The following is a 25,288-nucleotide window of genomic DNA, read 5'->3' as shown; positions in this document are numbered from 1 at the left end:
CCGCATGAAGCAACCCTCTCCCCAGGCGCGGTGGGAGCGCCGGACGCAGACCCCGCTGCTGGTGCTCGCCCTGGGATTCGCCGTGGCCTACGCGGTGCCCATCGTCCTGCCCGACGCGAGCCCGGCGGTGCACAGCGCCTGCAAGCACGCCGAGTGGGTGGTGTGGGCCGCCTTCGCCGCCGACTACCTGATGCGGCTGGGCCTGGCGGCCTCGAAGAGGGCTTTCGTACGGACCCACTGGCTGGACCTGGCTGCGGTGGTGCTGCCGATGATCCAGCCGCTCCGGCTGCTGCGGCTGGTCTCCACCCTGATGCTGGTGGGCCGGCGGGCGCGGATGGCCCCGCAGATCCGGCTCACCACGTACGTGGCGGGCTCGGTGGTCGGGCTGCTGATGTTCGGCTCGCTCGCGGTGCTGAGCGTGGAACGGGACGCACCCGACGGCAACATCAAGAACCTCGGGGACGCCCTGTGGTGGTCGGTGACCACGATGACGACGGTCGGGTACGGGGACCACTCCCCCACCACCGGGCTCGGCCGGCTCCTGGCGGTGGGGCTGATGCTGTCCGGGATCGCGCTGCTGGGTGTGGTGACGGCCAACATCGCGGCCTGGTTCATCTCCCGCTTCGAACGCGACGACCGGGTGGAGCGCGCCCAGACCGAGGCGATCGCCGAACTGACGGCGGAGGTACGGGCGCTGCGCGCCGAGGTCGCCCGGCTGGGCGCCATCCCCGCCGCCCCCGCACCCCCCGCCATGCCCGCACCCCCCGCCGCCGGACCCGCCCGGGAGCCCGGCCCGGGCGCGGGCTTCGGCGCCCAGGGCGGGCCGGTCCAGGCGTGCGGCGGCGCCGTCAGCGCTCCCACACCTTGAACGCCCTGACCTGGTAGGGCGACTGGGGCAGCCACACCCCGTCGCCCGGGTAGGTCTGGAACTCGCCGGTCTCGGCGCACTCGGCCGACTGGTAGGTGGTGACCGGCCGGCCGGTCCGGTTGGTGAGGGACTGGGCGGTGGTCCCTGCGGGCAGGGCGGTGCAGCTGTTGATGTCGAGGGTGCTGAGCTCGTGGGTCCTGCGGGCGCCCTTGAACTCCGGCTTCGCCCACAGGCACAGCTGCCCGGTGGCGCAGGCCCCGAGCACCGGCGGCCCGGCGGCCCGCGCCGGGGTCCGGTGCGCCGCGTGGGCGGTTTCCGCGGTGCCCGGGATCAGCAGGGTGGCGGCGAGAACGGTGGCCGTGGCGGCGGTGCGCCCCGGGAAAGTGATGCTCCACGTACGCATGACGGGTCAACTCCTGGTGGACGTACGGGCCCCGGACCGTTTCCGAGGGCTCTGTCGGCACCACGCTGACCTGCACGGACGTCCCGGCGGAAGGGGCCGCGAGCGGGTCCACCCTGATAGGCGACAGCCCCGCCGGAACCGTCCGGCGGGGCTGCCGCGGCCCCGGAGTTGACGCCTCCGGGGCCTCCGCGGCCGCGCGGCCGGCGGCACGGAGCCAGCGGGGCACCGTGCCGGCCGGGCCGCCGGGGCGGGGCTAGATGTGGGCCGCGCCCGCCCCCGCCGCCGCGTTCTCGCCGCGCTTCGTGAAGGCGGCGACGACCGCGGCGAGTACCGCGACCACGCCGGCGACGGTGAAGGCCGTGCTCATCCCTGACACGAACGTGTCGTGCGCGACCCCCGTGATGGTCTGCGCGAGCTGCTCCGGCGCACCCGGCGGGACCGGGGAGATGCCGACCTGGATGCCCTTCTCCGCGAGGTCCGCCTGCTCCGGGGTGAGCGGCGGCAGCCCGGCCCCGGCCCAGTTGTCCTCGAAGACGCTGCCGACCTTGCTCGCCATGACCGCGCCGAGCACGGCGGTGCCCAGGCTGCCGCCCACCTGCATGGCGGCCTGCTGGAGCCCGCCGGCCACGCCCGAGAGCTCCAGCGGGGCGTTGCCGACGATGACCTCGGTGGCGCCGACCATGACGGGCGCGAGCCCGAGGCCCATCAGGGCGAACCAGAGCGACATGGTGGGGGTGGAGGTGCCCGGGGTCAGCTGGGCCATCCCGAAGCAGGCGACGGCGGTGGCCACCATGCCCGCGACGAGCGGCAGCCGCGGGCCGACCTTGGTGATGGCCAGGCCCGCCAGCGGCGATCCGACGATCATCATCCCGGTCAGCGGCAGCAGGTGCAGGCCGCTGTCGACGGGGCTCATGCCGTGGATGTTCTGCAGGTAGAAGGTGACGAAGAACAGCCCGCCCATGAAGGCGAAGGCCATCAGGACCATCAGGACCGTGCCCGCGGACAGCGGCAGCGAGCGGAACATCCCGAGCGGGATCAGCGGCTCGGAGACGGAGTTCTCCCAGAAGGCGAAGGCCACGAAGCACAGCACCGACCCGCCGAGGAACACCAGGGTCCTGGTGTCTCCCCAGCCCCATTCCGAGGCCTTGATCAGCGCCCAGATCAGCGAGAACATCCCGGCGGACAGCAGCAGGATGCCCAGGACGTCGAAGGAGCGCGGGGCGTTCTCGGCCCGGTGGTCGACCAGGATGAACAGGCCGAAGGCGAGCGCGAGGATGCCGACGGGCACGTTGATGAAGAAGACGGACTGCCAGCTCACGTTCTCGACGAGCAGGCCGCCGACGATCGGCCCGGCGGCGGTCGAGGCGCCGATGACCATGCCCCAGATGCCGATGGCCATGTTGAGCTTCTCGGCCGGGAAGGTCGCGCGCAGCAGGCCCAGCGCGGCGGGCATCAGCAGCGCGCCGAAGACGCCCTGCGCGACGCGGAAGCCGATGACGAGCTCGACTCCGCCGGAGAGGCCGATGGCCGCCGAGGAGACGGCGAAACCGGCGATGCCTATGAGGAAGGTCTGGCGGTGGCCGAAGCGGTCGCCGAGCTTGCCGGCGGTGATGAGGGAGACCGCGAGGGCGAGCAGGTAGCCGTTGGTGATCCACTGGACCTCGGCGAGCGAGGCGCCGAGGTCCTTCTGGATGGCCGGGTTGGCGACGGCGACGATCGTGCCGTCGAGGGTGACCATCATGACGCCGATCGCGACGGCGAACAGGGTGAGCCACGGGTGGCCCCGGAGGCCCGTACGGTCCGGCGAGGGGTCCCGTTCCTTGCTGAGCGAGAGTGCGTCCCCGCCGTCGACGGTGATCTGACTAGTCATGCCGACAGGTTAGTGACAGCGACTGACACTTCACAGGCCGGTTCGTCACACAGCCACTGTCAGGTCCGTCACAGGTACCCTGACCGCCGTGATGACCGATCAGAGGCCCGCGCCCGCACCGGCCGCCGGCCTGCGCGAGCGCAAGAAGCAGCGCACGCGCGACGCCCTGCTGCGCGCGGCCCTCCTCCTCTTCATCGCCCAGGGGTACGAGGAGACGACCGTCGACGAGATCACCGACGCCGTGGACGTCTCCCAGCGCACCTTCTTCCGGTACTTCGCCAACAAGGAAGAGGTCGCCTTCGCCGTCCAGGACCTGGTCGAATCGCACTTCGTCGCGGCGCTGCGCTCCCGCCCGCCCGCCGAGGGCCCCTTCGAGGCGATGCGTGCGGCCGTGCTCGACGCCTGGGACACCGTCGACGAGGCCATTTCGGACCTGGTCCCCATCGACCTGTACATGCGCAGCTACCGGCTGATCGAGTCCACTCCGGCCCTGCTCGCCGTGCACCTGCGCCGCTCCACCGACCTGGAGGAGCAGATCGCCCGGCTGATAGCCGAGCGCGAGGGCCTGGACGTGGACACCGACCCGCGCCCGCGGGTGGCCGTCGCCGCGTTCACGGGCGTGATGCGCGTCACCGGCCGGCTCTGGGGGCAGGGCGAGGACACGAGCGTGGCCGCCATCCGGCGGATGACCGAGGCCTACCTCGACCAGATCGGCCCGGCACTGGCCGCGGACTGGCGCCGGCCCGCCTGACCGCGCGGTCGCCTTCCGGCCGGGCGAAGATCCCGTACGGGCGCGGGCGCCCGCGCACGCACATCCGTACGGGCGCACCCGCCGGCGGAACGTCCCACGGTCGGCGGTGACTCCGGTCACCTGGCGCACCCCCAGCCGCGAGGGTCTCCTAGTCTGGGCTCAGTGAACCTGCCCGGCCCCGCCCACGCCCACTCCGCCGATGCCCCCGCACGCCCGGCCGCCCTGCGCGCCCTGCTCGCGCTGGCGGTGGTCTTCCTGATGCTCACGACCACGGGCTGGACCGCCGTCTACCGGTCCGCGAGCGAGGCGTCCCCGCGCGAGGCCGCGCTCGCCTCCTGGGCCACGTCGCACTTCGAGGGCCGGGCCCTGCCCGCCGCCGATGCCCCGGCACCCGTGGTGGCACGGTTCTTCGCGCGCCTCGACGGCGCCCAGCGCGCCCGGCTCACCGAGGGCCATCCGCTGGTGGTCGGCAATCTCGACGGCGTACCGCCCGGCGTCCGCTACCGGGCCAACCGGATGGCCCTGCAGCAGGCCGCGCGGGTCGAGAACGGCCGCGCACACGACATCACGCTGGCCCCCGCGGACCGCGCCACCGCGGCCCGGCGCGCCCACCGCTTCGAGTCCCTCGCCGAGCCCGGCCGGCAGATCCTCGTCTTCGACCCCACCGGCGGCGGCCTCGCCGCCGAGGTCCTCGGCGACCTCGCCGAGGCCCGCCGGGTCTCGGTGATCGTCCCCGGGGTCGACACCGACGCACTCACCTTCGAGCGCACGGTGCGCAGGCTGACCTCCCCCGTCGGCATGGCCGAGTCCCTCTACGCGGCCGAGCGCGCGGCCGCCCCGGGCAGCCGGAGCGCGGTCGTCGCCTGGGCCGGCTACACCGCCCCGACCGGCGTCGGGATGGACGCGGCGACCGGGCGCCTCGCCGTGGACGGCGCGGCCAGGCTGCGTTCGCTGACCGCCGCGCTGCCCGGACGGGCCAGCGTGGCGCTGTTCTGCCACAGCTACGGCTCGGTGGTGTGCGGGGTGGCCGCGCACGAACTGCCGCCCCGGGTCACGGACATCGTGGTGGCGGGCAGCCCCGGAATGCGCGCCGCGAACGTCGCCGAACTGGGCACCTCGGCGCGGGTGTGGGCGATGCGGGACGCCGGTGACTGGATCGCCGACGTACCCCACCTGGAGTTCGGGGGTCTGGGCCACGGTGCGGATCCGGTCTCCGAGGAGTTCGGCGCACGGGTCCTGTCGGCGGCCGGAGCCAAGAGCCACACCGGCTACTTCGAGCCAGGGACCGAATCCCTGGACAACTTCGCCGAAATCGGAACCGGGGCGTTCGGTTCCACGGTGTGCGCCACCGGGGACGACACGTGCCGACGCGGAACGGCCGGGCCGGAAGGCTCCTGACCCGCCGGGCCGACCCGAAATCGGACCTCACAGCGGGGGGACGCACAGGGGCGCTCCCCTTTACGATGTGCCGCATGGGTGACGTACTGGCCGGAAATCATGCCGTCTGGGAGTTCGACCGCACCACGAACTCGCTCATCATCCGCTTCGCACGGGGGATACGAACGCCCAGGCTCTGGCACGCCCTGGGGGAGCGCCGGATTCCCCTCGAAGCGTTGTCCGGGGTGGGCCTGACCGTGGGACGGCGGGACACCGCGGTGCTGCACGCCCGCGTGCGCGTCGGCGCGGATCCGCTGATGGAGGCCGCGGCCGGGCAGTTGCGGGAAGCCTGCGATCCGTACCGGCTGGTGCTGCCGGGAGGCGGCGGGACCGGGCGGGCTGCGGCCTTCACCGAGGCCCTGCGCGAACGGCTGGGCCCGGCCGGGCCGGCCGAGCGGTTCCTGGTCCCCGTCCCGGAGCCGGCCGCGCTGAAGGCGTACGACGCCCGGCTCGCCTTCGACGGCGGCGCCGTCACCTTCCACTGGTCGCGCACCGGGGCCACCACCGCCAAGTGGAAGGCGGGCGACCAGCGGTATCCGCTGGCGGCCCTGGCCGGGCTGGTCTGGCACTCCCCGCAACGGTCCGGCGGGCACCTGCGGCTGCTGACCCGCGAGGGCGCCGGTGATCCCCGGCCGGACCACGATCTCGCTTCCGCGGTCTTCGGCGTGGGGTACGGAGCCGTGCACGAGTCGCTGCCGTTCGCGGCGGGGATCCTCGCGGCGCTGAGTGACCGTGCGCCGGTCCACGCTGTTCCCGGTCAGCGGTCGGGGGGCCGACTTCAGCACCTCGCCGAGCTGCACAGCGCGGGCCTGCTCACGGACGCCGAGTACCGGGCCCTGCGCGACCGCTTCACGGCCGGGGCCTGACCCCCTCGGGGCCGTCTCCTACCCGCCCTTGCGCCGTTCTCCGGGGCACCGCCCCGGACCCCGCGCCGCGAACGCCGGCGAGGCTGGAATTGCCCTGCGGGCAAAGCCGGTCCCCGGCAACGGCGCCGCACGTGGATCACACCTCGCGCGCCGCCGACGTCGAGCTCATGTCCGGGTAGCGGTCGCCCGCGACCCCCGCGGCGATCGGCTCCAGCAGGGCCAGTTCCGCGGCCGTCAGGGTGAGGCGCGTCGCCGCCGTGTTCTCCGCGAGGCGGGAGGGCTTGCGGGTGCCCGGGATCGGGACGACCGTCAGGCCGTGCACCGCCGAGCGCTGCTGCACCCACGCCAGGGCGATCTGGGCCGGCGTGGCCCCGCGGGCCGCCGCGATCTCCCGTACGGGCGCCAGCAGCGCCCCGTTCGTCCGCGCGTTGTCACCCGTGAACCGGGGCTGGTACCGCCGGAAGTCACCGGCCGTCAGCTCCGCCGACGCGTCCGCGAACGCCCCGGTCAGGAAGCCGCGCCCGAGCGGGGAGTACGGCACCAGGGCCACGCCCAGCTCCGCCGCCGCGCCCACGGCGCTGCGCTCCACGTCCCGGCTGAACAGCGACCACTCCGACTGGAGCGCCGCGATCGGGTGCACCGCGTACGCCTCGCGCAGCTCGCCCCCGGTCACCTCGCTGAGTCCGAGGTGGCGCACCTTGCCCTCCTGCACCAGCTCCGCCATCGCGCCGACCGACTCGGCGAAGGGGACGGCCGGATCCCGCCGGTGCATGTAGTAGAGGTCGATCACCTCGGTACCCAGCCTGCGCAGGCTGTCCTCCACCGCGCCGCGGATGTACGCGCGGTCGTTGCGGACCCCCCGGTACGCCGGGTCGTCCGTCCGCTCGATGGCGAACTTGGTGGCGAGCGTGATCCGGTCGCGGTGCGCGGCCACGAACGGCGCGAGGAACTCCTCGTTGGCGCCCCGCCCGTAGATGTCGGCGGTGTCGAAGAGGGTGACCCCGGCGGCCAGCGCCGCGTCCAGGGTCTGCCGGGCGGCCGCCTCGTCCGTGTCCCCGTAGAACTCGCTCATGCCCATGCAGCCGAGCCCCTGGACGCCCACGAGCGGGCCGTCCTTGCCCAGTTCGACCTGCTCGATCCCGACGGTGTTGCCGGTCATGTCCTCTCTCCCTCTCCCGCGACGGTGGTGCACATCGCATAGGTGTCGATCTTGTAGTCCAGGACCGCGAGCGCGTCGGTCAGTTCAGCGATCCGCGTGCGCACGTCGTCGCGCGTGCGCTCCAGGAGCTCGCGCCGGTCGGCGGCGGTGTGCGGGCCCTCGCGGACGAGTTCGGCGTACCGGACCATGTCCGCCACCGACATGCCGGTGGCGCGCAACTTGCCGACGAAGCCCAGCCAGTCGAGGTCCTTGTCGGTGAACCGCCGCTGACCCGAGTGGGAGCGGTCCACGTGCGGCATGAGACCGATCCGCTCGTACCAGCGCAAGGTGTGCTGGGTCAGACCGGTCCGGGCCTCGACCTCGCTGATCGTGTACCGCGTCTGCGTCTGCAGGGGGGTCTGCGTCGGGCTCATGGCCCCACGCTAAATCCTTGGAGTGCACTCCAAGCAAGTACCCTCGGCCGCATGGAGAGCTTGCAGAGTCTGCGCAACATCGAGAACTGGCCGGTCCCGACCGCCGCCGCGGCCGTCGTCCACGCCGACGGGACCGTGCTCGGCGCCCACGGCCCGGTGGACCACCGCTTCCCTCTGGCCTCCGTCACCAAGCCGCTCGCCGCCTACGCCGCCCTCGTCGCCTACGAGGAGGGCGCGATCGAGCTGGACGAGCCGGCCGGGCCCGAGGGTTCCACCGTGCGCCACCTGCTCGCCCACACCAGCGGCCTGGCCTTCGACGAGCACCGGGTGACGGCTCCTCCCGGGCAGCGCCGGCTGTACTCGAACGCCGGTTTCGAGGAGCTCGGCGACCACATCGCGAAGGCCACCGGCATCCCCTTCGCCGCGTACCTGGCCGAGGCCGTCTTCGAGCCGCTGGGCATGGCGTCGAGCAGCCTGGAGGGCTCGCCCGCCAAGGACGGCGTCTCCACCGTCTCCGACCTCCTGCGCTTCGCCGCCGAGCTCCAGCAGCCCCGGCTGCTGGACGTCCGCACCGTCGCCGAGGCCACCTCCGTGGTCCACCCCGGGCTCAAGGGCGTGCTGCCCGGGTACGGCCACCAGTCCCCCAACGACTGGGGGCTCGGCATGGAGATCCGCGACGGGAAGGCCCCGCACTGGACGGGCGCCGGCTCCTCACCGCGCACCTTCGGCCACTTCGGGCAGTCCGGGACCTTCCTGTGGGTGGACCCGGACGCCCGCGCCGCCTGCGTGGCGCTGACGGACCGCGCCTTCGGGCCGTGGGCCGTGGAGGCCTGGCCGCCGTTCACCGACGCGGTGCTCGCGGAGCTCAGGACCCGCTGAGGCCCCGGCGGACACCGCCCGGGGGACCGCCCGCGGGCGCGCTGCCTACGGGAACTCCCAGATCAGCACCTCGGCCGGGGAGCCGGCGACCAGCTCCAGCTCCCCTTCGCCGGTGATCCGCGCCGAGTCCCCGGGACTGAGCTCATCGGCACCCTCGACGGACCCGGCCGACCCGCCGTCGAGCCACAGGTCTCCCCGTACGACGTGCAGGTACACCTGCGCGGCAGCCGGTACGGAGACCCGCTCGCCCGCGCCCGGACGTCGTACGTGCAGCACGGCCCCGGCCGCGGGCACGGCGTAGGGCGTGCTGTCGGCGAGCCCCCTGACCAGCGTGTACGAGGGCTCCCCGGACGGAACGGCCGGCGCCAGCCACATCTGGACGAAGCGCAGCGGCCCGGGGCCGTCGTTGCGTTCCACGTGCCGGGTCCCGGACGCCGCGCCGAGGTGCTGTACGTCACCGGGCCGCACCAGCGTGGTGGCCCCCGTGGCGTCCCGGTGGGTGAGCTCGCCCTCGGCCACCCAGGTCACGATCTCGGTGTGGCTGTGGGGGTGCTCGTCGAAGCCGGCGCCGGGGGCGAGGTTCTCCTCGTTGCACGCCAGGACCGGTCCGAACCGCAGGTTGCCGGGGTCGTAGTGCGGGCCGAAGGAGAAGGCGTGCCGGGTGGTGATCCCGGCCGCGGGGTCCCCGCCTTCGTACCGGTCGGAGCCTCGGCGTACATCAATCATGGGGGCCACCGTAGCCCCCCGGGCGCGGCGCGGGATGAGACCGGACTCCGCGCAGCCGTCCCGATAAGGCAGTCTTGTCACGTGCCCCAACCCGAACGTGAGCATTCACCCGTGGTCCACTCCGCGCATCCGGCTCCGCCCCATCCGCACTCCGCGACGCTGCGACGGCTGGAGAAGTCTTCCGGCCGGCTCGCCGCCAACGCGATCGCGCGCATGGACGAGACGCTGTCGTGGTACCGGGCGATGCCGCCGGAGAACCGGTCCTGGATCGGTCTGGTCGCCCAGGCCGGCATCGCCGCGTTCACCGAGTGGTTCCGGCATCCGGAGACCCCGCAGGCGATCTCCACCGATGTCTTCGGGACGGCTCCGCGCGAGCTGACCCGGGCGATCACCCTGCGCCAGACCGTCGAGATGGTGCGCACCACGATCGAGGTCATGGAGACCGCGATCGACGAGGTCGCGGCGCCCGGCGACGAGTCGATCCTGCGCGAGGCCCTGCTGGTGTACGCCCGGGAGATCGCCTTCGCGACCGCCCAGGTCTACGCCCAGGCCGCCGAGGCACGCGGTGCGTGGGACGCCCGGCTGGAGTCCCTCGTGGTCAACGCGGTGCTGTCCGGGGAGGCCGACGAGGGCGCGCTGTCGAGGGCCGCGGCCCTCGGCTGGAACTCCCCCGAGCACGTGTGTGTGGTGCTGGGCACGGCTCCGGAGGGCGACAGCGAGCTGACGGTCGAGGCGATCCGGCGGGCCGCGCGCCACCACAAGCTGCAGGTGCTCACGGGCGTGCTGGGCGACCGGCTCGTGGTCATCGCGGGGGGCAGCGACAATCCGATGCAGGTGGCGAAGTCGCTGATCGGACCGTTCGCGGCGGGTGCGGTGGTCGCCGGACCGGTGGTCCCGGACCTGTTGAACGCCACGAAGTCGGCGCAGGCGGCCGCGGCCGGGCTCAAGGCCTGCACGGCGTGGCAGGACGCTCCGAGGCCGGTGCTCGCGGACGATCTCCTGCCCGAGCGTGCCATCGCCTCCGACCCTTCGGCCCGCGAGCAGTTGGTGGAGGAGATCTACAGACCGCTCGAAGAGGCCGGTTCGGCCCTGCTCGAAACGCTGAGTGTCTATCTGGAACAGGCGAGCAGCCTCGAAGGTGCGGCGCGGATGCTGTTCGTGCACCCCAACACCGTGCGCTACCGGCTCCGACGTGTGACAGACGTCACCGGCTGGTCGCCCTCAGATGTCCGTTCCGCGTTCACGCTGAGGATCGCCCTGATCCTCGGACGTCTGGCCGACGGCGATCCTCAGTCCTAAGCTTTTGTCGGACATCAACAATTACCCCGATGGTTCTTCGTCCCTGTCCCCACGGGCGGCGTGGACCGAACACAAGAGAGAGTGTGAGGGTGCTCGTACTCGTCGCTCCCGGCCAAGGCGCACAGACGCCCGGCTTCCTGACTCCCTGGCTCGAACTGCCCGGCGCCGCTGACCGCGTCGCCGGCTGGTCGGATGCCATCGGGCTCGACCTTGCCCACTACGGCACGAAGGCCGACGCGGACGAGATCCGCGACACGGCCGTCGCACAACCCCTGCTGGTGGCCGCCGGCCTGCTCGCCGCGGCCGAGCTCACCGCCCTCCCCGCGGTCGGGTCCGGTGCCTTCGGCGCCGTGGCGGGCCACAGCGTCGGCGAGATCACCGCCGCCGCGTACGCCGGGGTCCTGTCCGACCTGGACGCGCTGTCCTTCGTACGCACCCGCGGGCTCGCCATGGCCGAGGCCGCGGCGATCACCGAGACGGGTATGGCCGCCGTCCTCGGCGGGGACCCGGACGTCGTCGTCGCGCACCTGGAGAAGCTGGGGCTGACCCCGGCGAACGTCAACGGCGCGGGCCAGATCGTGGCCGCGGGGACCATGGAGCAGATCGCGGCCCTGGTGGCCGAGAAGCCCGAGGGTTCCATGAAGGTCGTCGCCCTCAAGGTCGCGGGCGCCTTCCACACGCACCACATGGCTCCGGCGGTCGCCGGTCTGGAGAAGGCCGCGACGGCCCTCTCCCCGGCCGACCCGAAGCTGACGTACGTATCGAACAAGGATGGTCAGGTCGTGACCACGGGCGCCGATGTCGTCGCCCGGCTGGTGGGCCAGGTGGCCAACCCGGTCCGCTGGGACCTGTGCATGGAGACGTTCGCCGCACAGGGCGTCACCGGGATCGTCGAGCTGTCCCCCGGTGGCACCCTGACGGGTCTGGCCAAGCGCGCGCTGAAGGGCGTACCGAGCGTGGCGCTGAAGACCCCGGACGATCTCGACAAGGCCGCGGCGCTCGTCTCCGAGCACGCGGTCTGAGAGAAGGAGCCCACTCAGCATGTCGAAGATCAAGCCTGCCAAGGGCTCCCCGTACGCCCGCATCCTCGGTGTCGGCGGCTACCGTCCGACCCGCGTGGTGCCGAACGAGGTCATCCTCGAAACCATCGACTCCTCCGACGAGTGGATCCGCTCCCGTTCCGGCATCGCGACGCGGCACTGGGCCTCCCCGCAGGAGACCGTCGCCGCGATGTCGGTGGAGGCCTCGGGCAAGGCCCTGGCCGACGCCGGGATCGCTCCGGAGAAGATCGGCGCCGTGATCGTCTCGACGGTGTCGCACTTCAAGCAGACCCCGGCCGTGGCGACCGAGATCGCGCACCGCATCGGCGCGGGCAAGCCCGCCGCCTTCGACATCTCCGCGGGCTGCGCCGGGTTCGGCTACGGCCTGACCCTGGCCAAGGGGCTCGTCGTCGAGGGTTCCGCCGAGTACGTCCTCGTCATCGGCGTGGAGCGGCTCTCGGACCTGACCGACCTGGAGGACCGTGCGACGGCCTTCCTCTTCGGTGACGGCGCGGGCGCCGTGGTCGTCGGCCCCTCGGACGAGCCTGCCATCGGCCCCACGGTGTGGGGTTCGGAGGGCGACAAGTCGGAGACCATCAAGCAGACCGTGCCGTGGGACGAGTACCTCGGCAAGGACGGCGGCGAGAAGTTTCCCGCCATCACGCAGGAGGGCCAGGCGGTCTTCCGCTGGGCCGTCTTCGAGATGGCCAAGGTGGCCCAGCAGGCGCTCGACGCAGCCGGGATCACCGCCGATGACCTGGACGTCTTCATTCCGCACCAGGCGAACATGCGGATCATCGACTCGATGGTGAAGACTCTGAAGCTGCCGGAGCACGTCACGGTCGCCCGTGACATCGAAACCACCGGCAACACCTCGGCCGCCTCGATCCCGCTCGCAATGGAGCGGCTCCTGGCGACCGGAGCGGCGAAGAGCGGCGACACCGCGCTCGTCATCGGCTTCGGGGCGGGGCTCGTCTACGCCGCCACGGTCGTTACCCTCCCCTAGGGCCCGGGATCCACATCCCGGGCTCCGTTTGACCCCCAGCTAGCTATAGAAGGAGCGCCAACATGGCCTTCACCCAGGAAGAAATCGTCGAAGGTCTCGCGGAGATCGTCAACGAGATCGCCGGCATCCCGACCGAGGACGTCCAGCTCGAGAAGTCCTTCACCGACGACCTGGACGTCGACTCGCTGTCCATGGTCGAGGTCGTCGTCGCCGCCGAAGAGCGCTTCGAGGTGAAGATCCCGGACGAGGACGTCAAGGGTCTCAAGACCGTCGGCGACGCCGCGAGCTACATCCTCAAGCACCAGGCCTGAGCCTGACGAGCGTTTGTCGCCACCTGGCGGTGGCGCCGTGACAATTCACCCCCTGAAACGTGGAGAAAGAATTCCTGTGAGCCCGACCAATCGCACCGTGGTCGTCACCGGTATCGGCGCAACCACTCCGCTGGGTGGCGACAGCGCTTCGACCTGGGAAGGTCTGCTTGCCGGCCGTTCCGGCGTAAAGCCCCTCGAGGGTGAGCGTTACGCCGAACTCCCGGTCCGTATCGCCGCGACCGCCGCCGTGGACCCCAGTGAGGTCCTCCCCCGGCCACTGGCCCGCAAGCTGGACCGCTCGGCCCAGTTCGCGGTCATCGCGGCCCGTGAGGCGTGGGCGGACGCCGGTTACACCGCCCCGGCGGGCGAGGACGGGTCCGTCTCGCCCGAGCGCCTGGGCACCGTCATCGCCTCCGGCATCGGCGGCGTGACCACCCTGCTCGACCAGTACGACGTGCTGAAGGAAAAGGGTGTGCGCCGGGTCTCCCCGCACACCGTCCCCATGCTCATGCCCAACGGCCCGTCGGCCAACGTCGGCCTGGAGGTCAACGCCCGCGCGGGTGTGCACACTCCGGTCAGCGCCTGCGCCTCCGGCGCCGAGGCCATCGGCTACGCCGTCGAGATGATCCGCACCGGCCGTGCCGACGTGGTCGTCGCGGGCGGTACCGAGGCGGCGATCCACCCGCTGCCGATCGCGGCGTTCGCCAACATGATGGCGATGTCCAAGAACAACGAGAACCCGACCACGGCTTCCCGTCCGTACGACAAGGGCCGTGACGGCTTCGTCCTCGGCGAGGGTGCGGGCGTCGTGGTCCTGGAGTCGGCCGAGCACGCCGCCGCGCGCGGCGCCCGGGTCTACTGCGAGGTGCTGGGCCAGGGCCTGTCCGCGGACAGCCACCACATCGCGCAGCCGGAGCCCACCGGCCGCGGTGTCGCGGCGGCCGTGCAGAACCTGCTCGACAACACGGGTCTCGACCCGGCCGAGCTGGTCCACCTGAACGCGCACGCCACGTCCACCCCGCAGGGTGACACGGCCGAGCTGAAGGCCCTGCGCAAGGTGCTGGGCGACGACCTCGACCACATCGCGATCTCGGCGACCAAGTCGATGACCGGTCACCTCCTCGGCGGCGCCGGTGGCATCGAGACCGTGGCCACGGTGCTGGCGCTGTACCACCGCCTCGCCCCGCCGACGATCAACCTCGACGACATCGACGACGACATCGACGCGGACATCGTGCGCGGCGAGCCCCGCAAGCTCCCGACGGAGGGCCCGATCTCCGCGATCAACAACTCCTTCGGCTTCGGCGGCCACAACGTGACCCTGGCCTTCAGGACCGTCTGAGCCGCAGGCTGAACACGCACGAAGGCCCGCCCGGGATTCCCGGGCGGGCCTTCGTGCGTGTCGGCGTGCGGCTCAGACCACCTGGTGGAGCCAGCGGACCGGGGCGCCCTCGCCCGCGTAGCGGAAGGGTTCGAGCTCGTCGTCCCAGGGTTTGCCGAGCAGTTTGGCGATCTCCGCTTCCAGGTCCGTCTCGCCGTGCGCGGATCGGGCGAGGGCGGCGCGCAGCCGGTCCTCGGGGATCAGGATGTCGCCGTGCATGCCGGTGACGGCGTGGAAGATGCCCAGGTGCGGGGTGGAGCTGTAGCGCTCGCCCTCGGCGGTCGGGCAGGGTTCCGCGGTCACTTCGAAGCGGAGCAGGTGCCAGCCGCGCAGCGCGGAGGCGAGTTTCGAGGCGGTGCCCGCCTCGGCCTGCCAGGAGAACTCGGCTCTCCAGGTGCCCGGGGAGGCGGGCTGACGGATCCAGTCGAGGTTCACCCGCACCCCGAGCACCCCCGCAACAGCCCATTCCACGTGCGGGCAGAGCGCGCGCGGTGCGGAGTGCACGTACAGGACTCCACGTGTCGTCACCGGGACCTCCAGTGTGGGACGAGGTCGGGAATAAACTCCAGAAAACGGACAGTATGTGACGTGATGTAATGTAACGGAAATTATTTGACATTGCGTTGCGGGACTTGCGGCCGAAACGCCACGGGAAAAAGCTACCGTGCGCCGGGGGTCATGGTGTGACGTACGGTCGCTCCGAGGCCCGCAAACACAGAGCATTCACTCAGCAGGACGCCACCGAATGACGCGGGGGCGACGAGGAGGGACCTTCCGCATGCGCACCACCGCCCCACGCCGCCGCGCGCGTCGGACGTCCGCGGGTGCGGGTTCGGGCGCGGCGGCCGCCCTGCTGCTCCTGGCGGCGGGTGCGCTGAGCGGGTGTTCGGCGGACGGGGTGAAGACCGGTGGCGAGCGCGGGGCGCAGGCGGCCCCGCGGTGGAACACCGCGCCGGCGTCGGTCGCCGCCGTGGGCGACTCCATCACGCGCGGTTTCGACGCCTGTTCGGTGCTGGCCGACTGCCCGGAGGCCTCCTGGGCCACCGGTGACGACCCCGAGGTGCGTTCGCTGGCGGCCCGGCTGCTCGGCGAGGCCGAGGTGCCCGCCCGGAGCTGGAACTACGCGGTGACCGGCTCCCGGATGGCGGACCTGCCGGGGCAGCTCGCCTCGGCGGCCTCGCACAAGCCGGCCCTGGTCACGGTGATGGTGGGCTCGAACGACGCCTGCCGGCCCTCGGCTTCGTCGATGACTCCGGTGGCCGCCTTCCGCTCCGGATTCGAGAAGGCGCTGACCGGTCTGCGGGCGGCCTCGCCTGCCTCGCAGGTGTACGTCTCCAGCGTCCCGGACCTCCAGCGGCTGTGGGAGCAGGGCAAGGACGACCCGATGGTGCGCCGGATCTGGAAGCTGGGCATCTGTCAGTCGATGCTCGCCGATCCGACCTCGGCGACCGCCGTCGCGACCGCCCGGCGGGAGCAGGTGCGGGCGCGCGTAGTCGAGTACAACGAGGTGCTGCGCGAGGTCTGCGCGAAGGACCAGCTGTGCCGCTACGACGGCGGGGCGGTGTTCCAGTACCCCTTCTCGACGGAGCAGTTGAGCCGCTGGGACTGGTTCCATCCGGGCAAGGACGGGCAGGCGCGGCTCGCGGAACTGGCGCACCGACAGGTGACGTCCGCAGAGCCTCCGCGTTGACGCGGTGGAGGAATCGGACCGGGGGCGGGTGTCAGGGCCCGCCCCCGGTCCAGCTTGTGTGCATCACCACGACTGCCGATCAGCAGGGGTGATTTCCGGCCATTACAGGTCGAGGGACGCAATCAGCCGCGTGTCGCCGTGCGAGCGGCTCGCGCGGACCTCGTAGCCGCCGCCGATCCGCCGCCAGGAGCGGGAGGACTGGTCCCAGATCTCGAAGGCGCGCTCCGGCAGGGGAATCTCCACCTCCACGCTCTCGCCGGGGCCGGCGGTCACGCTCGCGAAGCCCGCCAGCCAGCTCGCCGGCCGCCCGTCGCCGTCCGCGACGGGCGCCAGGTAGACCTGTACGGTCTCGCGGCCCGGCCGGGTGCCGGTGTTGGTGACGCGGACCTTCGCCTGCGTGGGGGTGGCCTCCAGGGACTCGTAGGCCCAGTCGGTGTAGCCGAGGCCGTGCCCGAAGGGGAAGGCCGGGGCGATCCCGTGCTTCTCGTAGGCCCGGTAGCCGATGAAGAGCCCCTCGGTGTACTCCAGGCGCCCCTCGGTGGGGAGGACTTCGGTGACCGGCGCGTCGGCGAACTCGGCGGGCCAGGTGGTGGGCAGCCGCCCGCCCGGCTCGGCCTCGCCGAGGAGTACGTCGGCCAGCGCGGCCCCGCCCTCCTGCCCGGGGAACCAGGTCAGCAGGACGGCGGCGACCTCGTCGCGCCACGGGAGTTCCACCGGGGAGCCCGCGTTGACGATGACCACGGTGTTCGGGTTGACGGCGGCGACGGCGCGCACCAGGTCGTTCTGACGGCCCGGGAGGGCGAGGTCTCCCCGGTCGAAGCCCTCGGACTCCACGCGCTCGGTGGTGGCGACGACCACGACGGCGGTGTCGGCGGCGCGCGCGGCCTCCACGGCCTCGGCGATGAGCTCCTCGGGGGCGCGCCGCGGGCCGAGGTGGAGGAAGGAGAACATGATCGCCTTGAGCGGCAGGGCGGTCACGTCGGGTACCTGATAGGTCAGGGAGACCTCGACGGCCTCGCCCTCGGCGAGGGTGATGCGGGCCCGCTCGTTGGGGGCGCCGAAGAAGGCCTCGAAGGGGTCGGCCTCGTTGCCCATGCGCTGGACGCCGTCCCAGCGGACCTCCCCGCCGACGGCGAGGGTGAAGGCGCCGAGTCCGCGGGTGCCGAAGGCGTGCTCGCCGCTCTCGCGCGGGACGAACGTACCGACGACCTCGATGCTCGCCATCGTCTCGTACGTGGCGCCCTCGGGCAGGTCGTCGCCGATCCACTGGACCTGCCCGGTGGGCAGCGAGCCCGTGCCGAGGACGGCCCCGGAGGCGTCCCGGCAGATCGCCCGGAGCTCGAAGCCCTTGTCGGCGGGGGTCAGTTCGTCGCTGGGGTCGGCGCCGACGGAGTAGGTCAGGGAGCCCTCGGGGAGGGCCGCGGTCAGGCCGTCCAGCGGGGACACGATCCGTTCCGGGAAGACGGTGGCGCTGCCGCCGCCGAGGACGCGGGCGTCGCGGGCGGCCGCGCCGCTGAGGGCGACGGTGGCGCCGGTGGCGAGCGGGAGCACGGGCTTCCCGTCGGCGGCTGCCTCGTTGCGTACGAGGACGAAGCCGCGGGCGGCCAGCTCGCGGGCCAGCGCCTGGCCGTCGACGGGGGCCGGGACCTCGCCGACCACGGCGGGGGCGCCCTCCAGGATGCCGACGCGGGCGGCGAGGCGCAGGACGTTGCGGACGGCGTCGTCGACGGCGGACTCGGGGACCTCGCCCGAGCGGACGGCGTCCGCGAGCGGGGCGCCGTAGACGCCGACGGGTCCGGGCATGACCACGTCGAGGCCGCCCAGGATGTCGCCGGTGGTGGAGCGGGCGGCCATCCAGTCGGAGACGTTGCAGCCGTCGAAGCCCCATTCGGCGCGCAGGACCTCGTTGACGAGATGGGCGTTCTCGCTCATGAACACGCCGTTGACCCGGTTGTAGGCGGTCATGATGCCCCACGGATGGGCGTTGGCCACGATGGCCTCGAAGGGCGCCAGGTAGAGCTCGCGCAGCGGGCGTGGGGCGATGACGCTGTCGACGGTGAACCGCTCGGTCTCGGCGTCGTTGCCGACGAAGTGCTTGACGGTGGTGCCCACGCCGCCGTCCTGGACGCCGTTCACGTAGCCGCTGCCGACCTCGCCGGTGAGGTACGGGTCCTCGGAGTAGCACTCGAAGTGCCGGCCGCCGAGCGGGGAGCGGTGCAGGTTGACGGTGGGTGCGAGGAGGACGTGGACGCCCTTGCGGCGGGCCTCCTGGGCGAGGAGGCGGCCGGCCCGGCGGGCGAGGCCGGGGTCCCACGCGGCGGCGAGCGCGGTCGGGGAGGGCAGGGCGATCGACGGGTCGTCGGCGGTCCAGCGCACACCGCGCACCCCGATGGGGCCGTCGGAGAAGACCAGGGACTTCAGTCCGATCTCGGGGACGGCGGGCAGGGACCACATGTCCTGACCGGCCAGCAGCCGGGTCTTGGTGTCGAGATCCAGCTTGCCCAGCGCCGCCTCTACGGCGTCGTTGCGGACCTGATCGGCATCGGTCACGGCCATGCCTCCTCGTTGGGTGCGGGTGCGCGGTGCGGCGCGTGCCCCCATGGTGGACCCGTTCCCTGTAGAGCGGTAGGGTTCGTAATGTTTTCGTGACATTTTGATGCCGTACGGTCCTGCTGGCAGGTGTGGAACGGAAGGGGTGGCGGGGCGATGGTCAGGGCCAGGAGTGAGGAACGGCGCGCGGAGATCGTCCGCGCGGCCCTCGAGGTGATCGCCGAGCGCGGGTACCGGGGCGCGGCCCTGGGCACGGTCGCCGAACGCGTGGGCCTGACCCAGCAGGGACTGCTGCACTACTTCCCGACCAAGGAGGCCCTGCTCGTCGCGGTCCTGGAGGAGCGCGACCGGTGGGACACCGGCGGCGGCGCCCGCACGCCCGCCGAAGCCTGGCGCCCGGACCTGCTGGCCTCGCTGGTGGAGTACAACGCCATGCGTCCGGGCATCGTGCAGACCTTCTCGGCGCTGCTCGGCGAGAGCGTCACCGACGGCCACCCGGCACGGGAGTTCTTCGCCGAGCGGTACGCGCAGGTGCGCTCCGCGATGGCGGACGTGCTGCGCGCCGAGTACGGCGAGCGGCTCCCCTCGGGCCTCACCCCCGAGCAGGCGGCCCCGCTGCTGGCCGCCGTGATGGACGGCCTCCAGTACCAGTGGCTGCTGGCCCCCGAATCCGTGGACATGCCCGGCACCTTCCGCGCCTTCCTGGAGCTGATCCAGGGGGCCGCGGCCTGACGGCGGGCTGACATCCTGGGCCGGTGAAGATCGCTGCCGCGCAGATGAACTGCGCCCCCGCCGACGTGTCCGCCAACGCCGAACGGGCGGCCGCACTCGCCGTGCGGGCCCGGGAGGAGGGCGCGGAGCTGGTGGTGTTCCCCGAGTTCACGCTGACCGGCTACGAGCTGGCCCTGCTCGCCGCCGACCCCGGCCTGTGGCTGGCCGACGCCGAGGATCCCCGGCTGGATCCCGTCCGCTCCACGGGGATCGCCACCGCCGTCAACGTCGCGCTGCGCACGGGCGGCCCCCGGCCCGTCATCGCGACCCTGGTCCACGACGCGGACGGCGCGCACGTGGCCACGTACGCCAAGCAGCACCTGTTCCGCCAGGAGCAGGAGGTCTTCGCCGCGGGGACGGCTCCGGGCCGCTTCGAGCTCGGCGGGATCCGCTTCTCCCTGGGGATCTGCTTCGACAACCACTTCGCGGACGTGCCCGGGGCGGGCGCCGCGGCCGGCTGCCGGGTCCACCTGGCGAGCTCGCTCTACGGCACGGGCGACGGCATCGCCGAGCGCGCGGCGGTCCACCCGGGGATCGCCCGGGACTTCGGGATGTACGTGGCCCTCGCCAACCACGTCGGACCCGCCGGGCCGTGGACGGGCTGCGGGGGCGCGGCCGTATGGGCGCCGGGCGGGACCCTGCTGGCCGAGGCCGACGCGCACACGCCGTCGGTCGCCGTGGCGCAGGTGCCGGCGGAGGGGCGGAGCCAGGGCGGGAGCGGAGGCCTGGGCGGGGGCCTGGGCGGGAAGATCGCGCACCGATGAGTTTCCCGCGCCGCGCCGGTCCGTACCTGTGAGACCGATTCACGGAAGGCTGGCGCCATGCGGAAACTGATCTACGGCATGAACGTGACCCTGGACGGCTACATCGCCGCGCCCGGCGACGACATCGGCTGGAGCGTGCCGAGCGACGAGCTGTTCCAGTTCTGGTCCGACCAGTTGCAGGCGACCGACCTGTCGCTGTACGGGCGCGAGCTGTGGCAGACGATGAGCTCCTACTGGCCGACCGGCGACCGGAAGCCGGGCGCCACCCCGGCGGAGATCGAGTTCGCGCGCCGCTGGCGGGACATGTCGAAGGTGGTGTTCTCCTCGACGATCGGCCACGTCGACTGGAACACCCGCCTGGTCACCGGCGACGCGGTCGCCGAGATCGCCCGGCTCAAGGCCGGGGACGGCGGCCCCATGGACATCGGCGGCGCGACGCTCGCCGGCGCGGCCATGCGGGCCGGGCTGATCGACGAGTACGTGCTGGCCACCGCGCCGGTCCTGGTGGGCGGCGGCACGCCGTTCTTCACCGCGCTGGACAACTGGGTGAACCTCGACCTGGTGGAGACGCGGACGCTACCCGGCGGCGTGATCCTGACCAGGTACGAGACGAGGCGCTGAGCGCCGCCACAAGACCCTCCGGCCACCCTCCAAACCCCACCTGACCTGGGATTTCATCCTGTCTGCCGATACTCCGACGCGTTCGGCAAGCCCTTCTCTGGACGGCGCTGTTCCGACGCCCGGAGTGAGGCCGGGCCCTCACGGAGAGGCGGCCCCGCTCGCCAGGGTCCGCGCGGCGCCGGGGAGCAGGTGCTTCGCGCCCCACGCGCCGAGGGCCTCCAGGGCTTCGTTCAGTTCGTGGCCGAGCGGGGTCAGGGAGTACTCCACGCGCGGCGGGACCTCCTCGTAGACCTCGCGGTGGACGATGCCGTCCGCCTCCAGCTCGCGCAGCTGGGCCGCGAGCACCTTCTCCGACACCCCCGGGACCAGGCGGCGCAGTTCGCCGAACCGGCGCGGACACTGCTCCAGCTCCCACAGGACCGACACCTTCCACTTGCCGTCGATCACGGACATCGCCGCGGCGATCCCGCAGTGATCCGCACCCGGCCGCTGTGTCATCGCCATCGCGCACCCCTCCCCACCTGTTCGCTCACCTCGGGGTAACCACCCACTCCCAAGTGCGTACTTGAGCACCTGGCGGCCCTCCACCAGGCTAAACGGCATGACCGACACCAGCACGAAGACCCCGCTCACCCTCCTCGGACTCGGCGCGATGGGCACCGCCCTCGCCCGCACCTGGCTCACCGCCGGGCATCCCCTGACCGTCTGGAACCGCACCCCCGCCAAGGCCGGGGCCCTCGCGGCCGAAGGCGCCGTGGTCGCCGCGAGCCCCGCCGATGCGGTGGCGGCGAACGGCCTCATCGTGGTCTGCCTGCTGGACCACGCCAGCGTCGGCGAGGCCCTGGAGGGCCTGGACCTCTCCGGCAAGGACCTGGTCGACCTGACCACCGGCACGCCCGCCGACGCCCGCGCCCGGGCCGCGTGGGCGCAGGAGCGCGGGGCCCGGTTCCTCGACGGCGGGATCATGGCCACCCCGTCGATGATCGGCGTCCCCGCGGCCGGCGGGTACGCCTTCTACAGCGGCTCCCCCGACCTGTTCGAGACCCACCGGAGCACCCTGGAGGTCCCGGCCGGCGCCCGGTTCGTCGGCTCCGACCCCGGCCACGCGGCGCTGCACGACGTGGCCCTGCTGAGCGCGATGACCGGGCTCTTCGCCGGGATCTCGCACGCCTACGCGCTGATCGAGGGAGAGGACGTCTCCCCCAAGGACCTGGCTCCGCTGCTGACCGAGTGGCTGGGGGCGATGGGCTTCTTCGCGGGCGCCGCCGCAGAGCGGCTGGTCTCCGGGGACTTCACCACGGGCGTCGAATCGAACCTGGCCATGCAGGTCACGGCGAGCGCCACCTATCTGCGGACGGCCGCGGAGCAGGGGGTCAGTCCCGAGCTGATCCGTCCGTACCTGGACCTGATGCGGGAACGGCTGACGGCCGACCCGCAGGCCCACGCCGGCGAGGACACCGCCGGGGCGATCACTCTGCTCAGGCGCTGAGCCGCTTGCCCTGCGCCTGACCCTGCGCCCGTGCCTGGCCCTGGCCCTGCGCCTGGCCCTGACCCTGACCCTGCGCCGGCCCCTGCTCCCCGTCCTCGCCCACCAGGTCGCGGGCCATGAGCGTCGCCCCGGCCACCGCGCCCGGCATCAGGAACACGGCGACGAGCGGCACCAGGAAGGACACGACGAGCGGTACCCCGAAGCCGATGGCCAGCATCCGCCGCCCGCGCAGCAGCACGAGCTGCTCGGTGAGCTGCACCCGGCGGCGCATCAGGGCGACGGAGGTGAGCTCCTGGGCGAGGAAGAAGCCGGAGACGCAGAAGCCGAGGACCGGGACGACCGTCTGCCCGATCACCGGCACGAAGCCGAGCGCGAAGAGCAGGATGCCGAAGAGCAGCACCCGGCCCAGGATCCGCAGGCTGTCGCGGGCGGAGATCCACAGTTCCTGCGGGAGCGTGAGGCCCGACTCCGGGACCTCGCCGCCCTCGGTGCGGTCGACCTGCTCCGAGAGGGATTCGTAGAACGGCTGGCCCACGAGCAGGGTCACGGCGGTGAAGGTGATCACCGCGAGGAAGAGTCCGAGGCAGAAGACCAGGGCGGTCAGGAAGCCGCGGAAGAACCCGAGCCACGGGGAGGACCAGCCGTCGGCGAAGGGGGTCGCCCAGGCGGTCAGGTCGTCGGCGCCGTAGCCGAGGCCGATGAGTGCGCCGGCGTACAGCACCAGGGAGACGAGTCCGGGCAGCAGCCCGAAGCCGAGCCACCGTCCGTGCCGCAGTACCCATCGCTGTCCGGCCAGCAGATAGCCGAATCCCCCCGCAAGATCACGCATGGATCCAGTCTAGGGCGGGCGCCCGGGCGCGGGGACGCCGGGCATGACCAAGGCCGCACCCCGGTGCCGGGGTGCGGCCTTCGGCGTACCGGACGAACCGGTCGGGCCGGGTCGGAGATCAGACCGCGAGCTCGACCGTGATGTTGCCGCGGGTCGCCTTGGAGTACGGGCAGACCTGGTGGGCCTTCTCGATGAGGTCCTTGGCGGTGGCGGCGTCCACGTTCGGGATGGAGGCCGAGATCTTGACGATGATGCCGAAGCCGTCGTCGTTCTTGCCGATGCCGACCTCGGCGGTGACGGTGGAGCCGGTGATGTCGGCGTTCTCGTTGCGGGCGACGACGCCGAGCGCACCCTGGAAGCAGGCGCTGTAACCGGCGGCGAACAGCTGCTCGGGGTTGGTGCCCTCGCCGCTGCCACCGAGCTCCTTCGGCGGGTTCACGACGACCTCGAGGCGACCGTCGTTGGTGGCGACGCGACCGTCACGGCCGTTCTCGGCGGTGGCAACAGCGGTGTACGCGACGTCGGACTGCTGGATGGACATGTAAGGAAATCCTCCTGGTAAATCGCCGGGACTCGCGCCCACGCGTCACGGCGGTGTGGAGTGAGCCTAACCGGTGAAAGAAACGATCATCTTTCCGGTGTTGTCCCCGCGCAGCATTCCGAGGAAGGCGTCGGTGGCGTTCTCCACTCCCCGGACGACGGTCTCGTCGGCGACGAGCTGCCCGGTGCGCAGCCAGCCGGCCACGTCCTGGACGAACTGCGGCTGCAGTCCCGCGTGGTCTCCGACCAGCACGCCCTGCAGGCGCAGCCGCTTGCCGATGACGAGGGCGAGGTTCCGCGGGCCGGGCACCGGCTCAGTGGCGTTGTACTGGGCGATGGCCCCGCACAGGGTGGCCCGGCCGTGGACCTTCAGGGAGGAGATGGCGGCCTCCAGGTGGTCCCCGCCGACGTTGTCGAAGTAGACGTCGATGCCCTCGGGCGCGGCCTCCTTCAGCTGCTCGGCGACGGGGCCGCTCTTGTAGTTGAAGGCGGCGTCGAAGCCGTACTTCTCTGTGAGGAGGGTCACCTTCTCGTCGGAGCCGGCGGAGCCGATCACCCGGGAGGCGCCCTTGATCTTCGCGAACTGGCCGACGAGGCTGCCGACCGCGCCGGCGGCGCCGGAGACGAAGACCGAGTCGCCCTCCTTGAAGGAGGCGACCTCGAAGAGCCCGGCGTAGGCGGTCAGGCCCGGCATGCCGAGGACGCCGAGGTAGGCGGAGAGGGGGGCGAGCGAGGCGTCGACCGGGGTGGCGTGCTTGGCGTCGACGTCCGCGTACTCGCGCCAGCCCAGGCCGTGCAGGACGTGGTCGCCGACCGCGAAGCGCTCGTCGGCCGAGGCCACGACCTCGCCGACCGCGCCGCCGTCCATGGGCTGGTCGAGCTGGAAGGGGGGGATGTACGACTTCACGTCGTTCATCCGGCCGCGCATGTACGGGTCCACGGACATGTGGAGGTTGCGCACCAGAATCCGGCCGGCGGCGGGCTCGGCGTTCACCGGTACCTCGCGCAGGGCGAAGTCTTCGGCTACGGGCCAGCCCTGCGGGCGGCGGACGAGGTGCCACTCACGGCTGACGGCGGGGATCTCGGACATGCGTCACTCCTGGATGGGGGAAGAAGTGCAAAATGCTTCAGGACGTGAAACAACCATGCGCCTGGATATTTCATGTTGTCAAGTAAATGGGTACGCTGGATCCATGCCCAGCCGTCGCGCAGATCCCCTGACCCTCGAAGTCGTCGAGCTCATCGGCGACGTCGTGACCCGTTACCACCAGGAGTACGAACACGCGGCCTCCAGCCACCAGCTCACCGGCGCCCAGGCCCGCGTGCTGAACCTGCTCTCCCTGGAGCCCATGCCGATGCGCAAGATCGCGCAGAAGCTGCGGTGCGAGCCGTCGAACATCACCGGCATCGTGGACCGTCTGGAGACCCGGGGGCTGGTCGAACGCCGCCCCGACCCGGCCGACCGCAGGGTGAAGCTGGCCGCGCCCACCGAGGACGGCCTGCAGACCGCCGACCGGCTGCGCGAGTCCCTGGACTTCGCCCGGGAGCCCCTGGCCGGGCTCTCCCCGGCCGAGCGCGCGGTCCTGCGGGACCTGCTCAGGCGGATGCTGGGCTGAGCCGACCGC

The 25,288-nt window shown here is 72.3% G+C and carries 27 protein-coding genes; 16 read left to right on the top strand and 11 right to left on the bottom strand.

The genetic code is table 11. The features are described 5' to 3' along the window. Window positions 1-4 precede the first annotated feature (4 nt). Window positions 5-868 (top strand): potassium channel family protein, encoded by an 864-nt coding sequence (locus ABZY57_RS07030; RefSeq protein WP_356508931.1) that lies wholly within the window; start codon window positions 5-7, stop codon window positions 866-868. On the opposite strand, the gene ABZY57_RS07025 is transcribed toward ABZY57_RS07030, so the two are convergent. Continuing rightward, on the bottom strand, window positions 849-1,271 hold the full coding sequence (locus ABZY57_RS07025) for a peptidase inhibitor family I36 protein (RefSeq protein ID WP_356508929.1): 423 nt from the start codon (window positions 1,269-1,271) through the stop codon (window positions 849-851). The two genes, ABZY57_RS07030 and ABZY57_RS07025, sit on opposite strands and share 20 nt — an antisense overlap. 253 nt (window positions 1,272-1,524) lie before the next feature. Next, window positions 1,525-3,141, bottom strand: a complete 1,617-nt coding sequence (locus ABZY57_RS07020; RefSeq protein WP_356508928.1) for an MFS transporter — start codon at window positions 3,139-3,141, stop codon at window positions 1,525-1,527. Between the two features lie 91 nt (window positions 3,142-3,232). On the opposite strand from ABZY57_RS07020, the gene ABZY57_RS07015 reads away from it, so the two are divergent. From ABZY57_RS07015 to ABZY57_RS07005, 3 genes are all read left to right on the top strand, one after another. Beyond that, window positions 3,233-3,892, top strand: coding sequence for a TetR family transcriptional regulator (locus ABZY57_RS07015; RefSeq protein ID WP_356508926.1), 660 nt, complete (start codon window positions 3,233-3,235; stop codon window positions 3,890-3,892). A gap of 258 nt (window positions 3,893-4,150) precedes the next feature. Next, complete coding sequence (locus tag ABZY57_RS07010; RefSeq protein WP_356508979.1) at window positions 4,151-5,290, top strand: alpha/beta hydrolase; 1,140 nt, start codon at window positions 4,151-4,153, stop codon at window positions 5,288-5,290. 74 nt (window positions 5,291-5,364) lie between these two features. Then, window positions 5,365-6,195, top strand: a complete 831-nt coding sequence (locus ABZY57_RS07005) for a DUF4429 domain-containing protein (protein ID WP_356508924.1) — start codon at window positions 5,365-5,367, stop codon at window positions 6,193-6,195. A 136-nt stretch (window positions 6,196-6,331) separates the two neighbouring features. Here the strand turns inward: ABZY57_RS07005 and ABZY57_RS07000 are convergent, their stop codons facing one another. Continuing rightward, on the bottom strand, window positions 6,332-7,354 hold the full coding sequence (locus tag ABZY57_RS07000; protein WP_356508923.1) for an aldo/keto reductase: 1,023 nt from the start codon (window positions 7,352-7,354) through the stop codon (window positions 6,332-6,334). Further along, window positions 7,351-7,767, bottom strand: coding sequence for a MerR family transcriptional regulator (locus ABZY57_RS06995; protein ID WP_356508921.1), 417 nt, complete (start codon window positions 7,765-7,767; stop codon window positions 7,351-7,353). Before ABZY57_RS06995 ends, ABZY57_RS07000 begins: the two co-directional genes overlap by 4 nt. A gap of 51 nt (window positions 7,768-7,818) precedes the next feature. On the opposite strand from ABZY57_RS06995, the gene ABZY57_RS06990 reads away from it, so the two are divergent. Beyond that, entirely contained in the window at window positions 7,819-8,646 is an 828-nt protein-coding gene (locus ABZY57_RS06990) for a serine hydrolase domain-containing protein (protein WP_356508920.1), read from the top strand. 45 nt (window positions 8,647-8,691) lie between these two features. On the opposite strand, the gene ABZY57_RS06985 is transcribed toward ABZY57_RS06990, so the two are convergent. Continuing rightward, window positions 8,692-9,372: a pirin family protein gene (locus ABZY57_RS06985; RefSeq protein WP_356508918.1), complete on the bottom strand. Its 681-nt coding sequence runs from the start codon at window positions 9,370-9,372 to the stop codon at window positions 8,692-8,694. A 111-nt stretch (window positions 9,373-9,483) separates the two neighbouring features. Between ABZY57_RS06985 and ABZY57_RS06980 the strand changes: the two genes are divergently transcribed. The 5 genes from ABZY57_RS06980 (at window position 9,484) to fabF (ending at window position 14,370) form a co-directional block, all read left to right on the top strand. Next, window positions 9,484-10,671, top strand: coding sequence for a helix-turn-helix domain-containing protein (locus ABZY57_RS06980; protein WP_356508916.1), 1,188 nt, complete (start codon window positions 9,484-9,486; stop codon window positions 10,669-10,671). An 89-nt stretch (window positions 10,672-10,760) separates the two neighbouring features. Then, on the top strand, window positions 10,761-11,693 hold the full coding sequence (locus ABZY57_RS06975; RefSeq protein WP_356508914.1) for an ACP S-malonyltransferase: 933 nt from the start codon (window positions 10,761-10,763) through the stop codon (window positions 11,691-11,693). Between the two features lie 19 nt (window positions 11,694-11,712). After that, window positions 11,713-12,717, top strand: a complete 1,005-nt coding sequence (locus ABZY57_RS06970; RefSeq protein WP_243329396.1) for a ketoacyl-ACP synthase III — start codon at window positions 11,713-11,715, stop codon at window positions 12,715-12,717. 62 nt (window positions 12,718-12,779) lie between these two features. Then, entirely contained in the window at window positions 12,780-13,028 is a 249-nt protein-coding gene (locus tag ABZY57_RS06965; RefSeq protein ID WP_243329395.1) for an acyl carrier protein, read from the top strand. A gap of 76 nt (window positions 13,029-13,104) precedes the next feature. Next, a complete protein-coding gene (gene fabF / locus ABZY57_RS06960) occupies window positions 13,105-14,370 on the top strand; it encodes a beta-ketoacyl-ACP synthase II (protein WP_356508912.1) in 1,266 nt (421 codons plus the stop codon). Between the two features lie 72 nt (window positions 14,371-14,442). On the opposite strand, the gene ABZY57_RS06955 is transcribed toward fabF, so the two are convergent. After that, window positions 14,443-14,937: a DUF3145 domain-containing protein gene (locus ABZY57_RS06955; protein ID WP_243329390.1), complete on the bottom strand. Its 495-nt coding sequence runs from the start codon at window positions 14,935-14,937 to the stop codon at window positions 14,443-14,445. A 250-nt stretch (window positions 14,938-15,187) separates the two neighbouring features. Between ABZY57_RS06955 and ABZY57_RS06950 the strand changes: the two genes are divergently transcribed. Continuing rightward, on the top strand, window positions 15,188-16,099 hold the full coding sequence (locus tag ABZY57_RS06950; RefSeq protein ID WP_356508910.1) for an SGNH/GDSL hydrolase family protein: 912 nt from the start codon (window positions 15,188-15,190) through the stop codon (window positions 16,097-16,099). Between the two features lie 102 nt (window positions 16,100-16,201). Here ABZY57_RS06950 and ABZY57_RS06945 read toward each other — a convergent pair whose 3' ends face one another. Further along, on the bottom strand, window positions 16,202-18,655 hold the full coding sequence (locus ABZY57_RS06945; RefSeq protein WP_356508908.1) for a glycoside hydrolase family 3 C-terminal domain-containing protein: 2,454 nt from the start codon (window positions 18,653-18,655) through the stop codon (window positions 16,202-16,204). Between the two features lie 150 nt (window positions 18,656-18,805). Here ABZY57_RS06945 and ABZY57_RS06940 point away from each other — a divergent pair, with 150 nt between their 5' ends. The 3 genes from ABZY57_RS06940 to ABZY57_RS06930 are packed head-to-tail and all read left to right on the top strand — an operon-like array spanning window position 18,806 to window position 20,805. Then, window positions 18,806-19,381 (top strand): TetR family transcriptional regulator, encoded by a 576-nt coding sequence (locus tag ABZY57_RS06940; RefSeq protein WP_356508906.1) that lies wholly within the window; start codon window positions 18,806-18,808, stop codon window positions 19,379-19,381. A 23-nt stretch (window positions 19,382-19,404) separates the two neighbouring features. Beyond that, window positions 19,405-20,184 (top strand): carbon-nitrogen hydrolase family protein, encoded by a 780-nt coding sequence (locus ABZY57_RS06935; protein WP_356508904.1) that lies wholly within the window; start codon window positions 19,405-19,407, stop codon window positions 20,182-20,184. 57 nt (window positions 20,185-20,241) lie between these two features. After that, complete coding sequence (locus tag ABZY57_RS06930; RefSeq protein WP_356508902.1) at window positions 20,242-20,805, top strand: dihydrofolate reductase family protein; 564 nt, start codon at window positions 20,242-20,244, stop codon at window positions 20,803-20,805. A gap of 138 nt (window positions 20,806-20,943) precedes the next feature. Here ABZY57_RS06930 and ABZY57_RS06925 read toward each other — a convergent pair whose 3' ends face one another. Next, entirely contained in the window at window positions 20,944-21,309 is a 366-nt protein-coding gene (locus tag ABZY57_RS06925) for a helix-turn-helix domain-containing protein (RefSeq protein ID WP_356508900.1), read from the bottom strand. 97 nt (window positions 21,310-21,406) lie between these two features. Here ABZY57_RS06925 and ABZY57_RS06920 point away from each other — a divergent pair, with 97 nt between their 5' ends. Next, the gene (locus ABZY57_RS06920) at window positions 21,407-22,294 is read left to right on the top strand and encodes an NAD(P)-binding domain-containing protein (RefSeq protein WP_356508898.1); all 888 of its coding nucleotides are present in this window, start codon (window positions 21,407-21,409) and stop codon (window positions 22,292-22,294) included. Here ABZY57_RS06920 and ABZY57_RS06915 read toward each other — a convergent pair. The 3 genes from ABZY57_RS06915 to ABZY57_RS06905 form a co-directional block, all read right to left on the bottom strand. After that, window positions 22,284-23,123: an EI24 domain-containing protein gene (locus tag ABZY57_RS06915; protein WP_356508896.1), complete on the bottom strand. Its 840-nt coding sequence runs from the start codon at window positions 23,121-23,123 to the stop codon at window positions 22,284-22,286. The two genes, ABZY57_RS06920 and ABZY57_RS06915, sit on opposite strands and share 11 nt — an antisense overlap. Before the next feature lie 118 nt (window positions 23,124-23,241). Further along, window positions 23,242-23,664 carry an organic hydroperoxide resistance protein gene (locus ABZY57_RS06910; RefSeq protein WP_266909067.1) on the bottom strand — a complete coding sequence of 141 codons (423 nt, stop codon included), beginning with the start codon at window positions 23,662-23,664 and terminating at the stop codon, window positions 23,242-23,244. Window positions 23,665-23,730: 66 nt separating this feature from the next. Further along, on the bottom strand, window positions 23,731-24,753 hold the full coding sequence (locus tag ABZY57_RS06905) for an NADP-dependent oxidoreductase (protein WP_356508894.1): 1,023 nt from the start codon (window positions 24,751-24,753) through the stop codon (window positions 23,731-23,733). Window positions 24,754-24,856: 103 nt separating this feature from the next. Between ABZY57_RS06905 and ABZY57_RS06900 the strand changes: the two genes are divergently transcribed. Beyond that, entirely contained in the window at window positions 24,857-25,279 is a 423-nt protein-coding gene (locus ABZY57_RS06900; protein WP_254385460.1) for a MarR family transcriptional regulator, read from the top strand. The last annotated feature ends 9 nt before the right edge of the window (window positions 25,280-25,288 follow it).

Origin of the sequence: Streptomyces sp. NPDC006450, from assembly GCF_040612195.1 — a bacterium.
Lineage (GTDB): Bacteria > Actinomycetota > Actinomycetes > Streptomycetales > Streptomycetaceae > Streptomyces.
Note: the sequence above shows the minus strand (reverse complement) of the source record. Positions and strands in the feature narration are given on the sequence as shown.

Bases quoted from the DNA above. Each gene is read 5' to 3' on its own strand.
- ABZY57_RS06990 (WP_356508920.1), top strand. From the start codon at position 7,819: ATGGAGAGCTTGCAGAGTCTGCGCAACATCGAGAACTGGCCGGTCCCG.
- ABZY57_RS07015 (WP_356508926.1), top strand. From the start codon at position 3,233: ATGACCGATCAGAGGCCCGCGCCCGCACCGGCCGCCGGCCTGCGCGAG.
- ABZY57_RS06945 (WP_356508908.1), bottom strand. From the start codon at position 18,655: ATGGCCGTGACCGATGCCGATCAGGTCCGCAACGACGCCGTAGAGGCG.
- ABZY57_RS06950 (WP_356508910.1), top strand. From the start codon at position 15,188: ATGCGCACCACCGCCCCACGCCGCCGCGCGCGTCGGACGTCCGCGGGT.
- ABZY57_RS06930 (WP_356508902.1), top strand. From the start codon at position 20,242: ATGCGGAAACTGATCTACGGCATGAACGTGACCCTGGACGGCTACATC.
- ABZY57_RS06900 (WP_254385460.1), top strand. From the start codon at position 24,857: ATGCCCAGCCGTCGCGCAGATCCCCTGACCCTCGAAGTCGTCGAGCTC.
- ABZY57_RS06970 (WP_243329396.1), top strand. From the start codon at position 11,713: ATGTCGAAGATCAAGCCTGCCAAGGGCTCCCCGTACGCCCGCATCCTC.
- ABZY57_RS06925 (WP_356508900.1), bottom strand. From the start codon at position 21,309: ATGGCGATGACACAGCGGCCGGGTGCGGATCACTGCGGGATCGCCGCG.
- ABZY57_RS07025 (WP_356508929.1), bottom strand. From the start codon at position 1,271: ATGCGTACGTGGAGCATCACTTTCCCGGGGCGCACCGCCGCCACGGCC.
- ABZY57_RS06920 (WP_356508898.1), top strand. From the start codon at position 21,407: ATGACCGACACCAGCACGAAGACCCCGCTCACCCTCCTCGGACTCGGC.
- ABZY57_RS06940 (WP_356508906.1), top strand. From the start codon at position 18,806: ATGGTCAGGGCCAGGAGTGAGGAACGGCGCGCGGAGATCGTCCGCGCG.
- ABZY57_RS07020 (WP_356508928.1), bottom strand. From the start codon at position 3,141: ATGACTAGTCAGATCACCGTCGACGGCGGGGACGCACTCTCGCTCAGC.
- ABZY57_RS06915 (WP_356508896.1), bottom strand. From the start codon at position 23,123: ATGCGTGATCTTGCGGGGGGATTCGGCTATCTGCTGGCCGGACAGCGA.
- ABZY57_RS06985 (WP_356508918.1), bottom strand. From the start codon at position 9,372: ATGATTGATGTACGCCGAGGCTCCGACCGGTACGAAGGCGGGGACCCC.
- ABZY57_RS07030 (WP_356508931.1), top strand. From the start codon at position 5: ATGAAGCAACCCTCTCCCCAGGCGCGGTGGGAGCGCCGGACGCAGACC.
- ABZY57_RS07005 (WP_356508924.1), top strand. From the start codon at position 5,365: ATGGGTGACGTACTGGCCGGAAATCATGCCGTCTGGGAGTTCGACCGC.
- ABZY57_RS06965 (WP_243329395.1), top strand. From the start codon at position 12,780: ATGGCCTTCACCCAGGAAGAAATCGTCGAAGGTCTCGCGGAGATCGTC.
- ABZY57_RS06995 (WP_356508921.1), bottom strand. From the start codon at position 7,767: ATGAGCCCGACGCAGACCCCCCTGCAGACGCAGACGCGGTACACGATC.
- ABZY57_RS06905 (WP_356508894.1), bottom strand. From the start codon at position 24,753: ATGTCCGAGATCCCCGCCGTCAGCCGTGAGTGGCACCTCGTCCGCCGC.
- ABZY57_RS07010 (WP_356508979.1), top strand. From the start codon at position 4,151: ATGCTCACGACCACGGGCTGGACCGCCGTCTACCGGTCCGCGAGCGAG.
- ABZY57_RS07000 (WP_356508923.1), bottom strand. From the start codon at position 7,354: ATGACCGGCAACACCGTCGGGATCGAGCAGGTCGAACTGGGCAAGGAC.
- ABZY57_RS06910 (WP_266909067.1), bottom strand. From the start codon at position 23,664: ATGTCCATCCAGCAGTCCGACGTCGCGTACACCGCTGTTGCCACCGCC.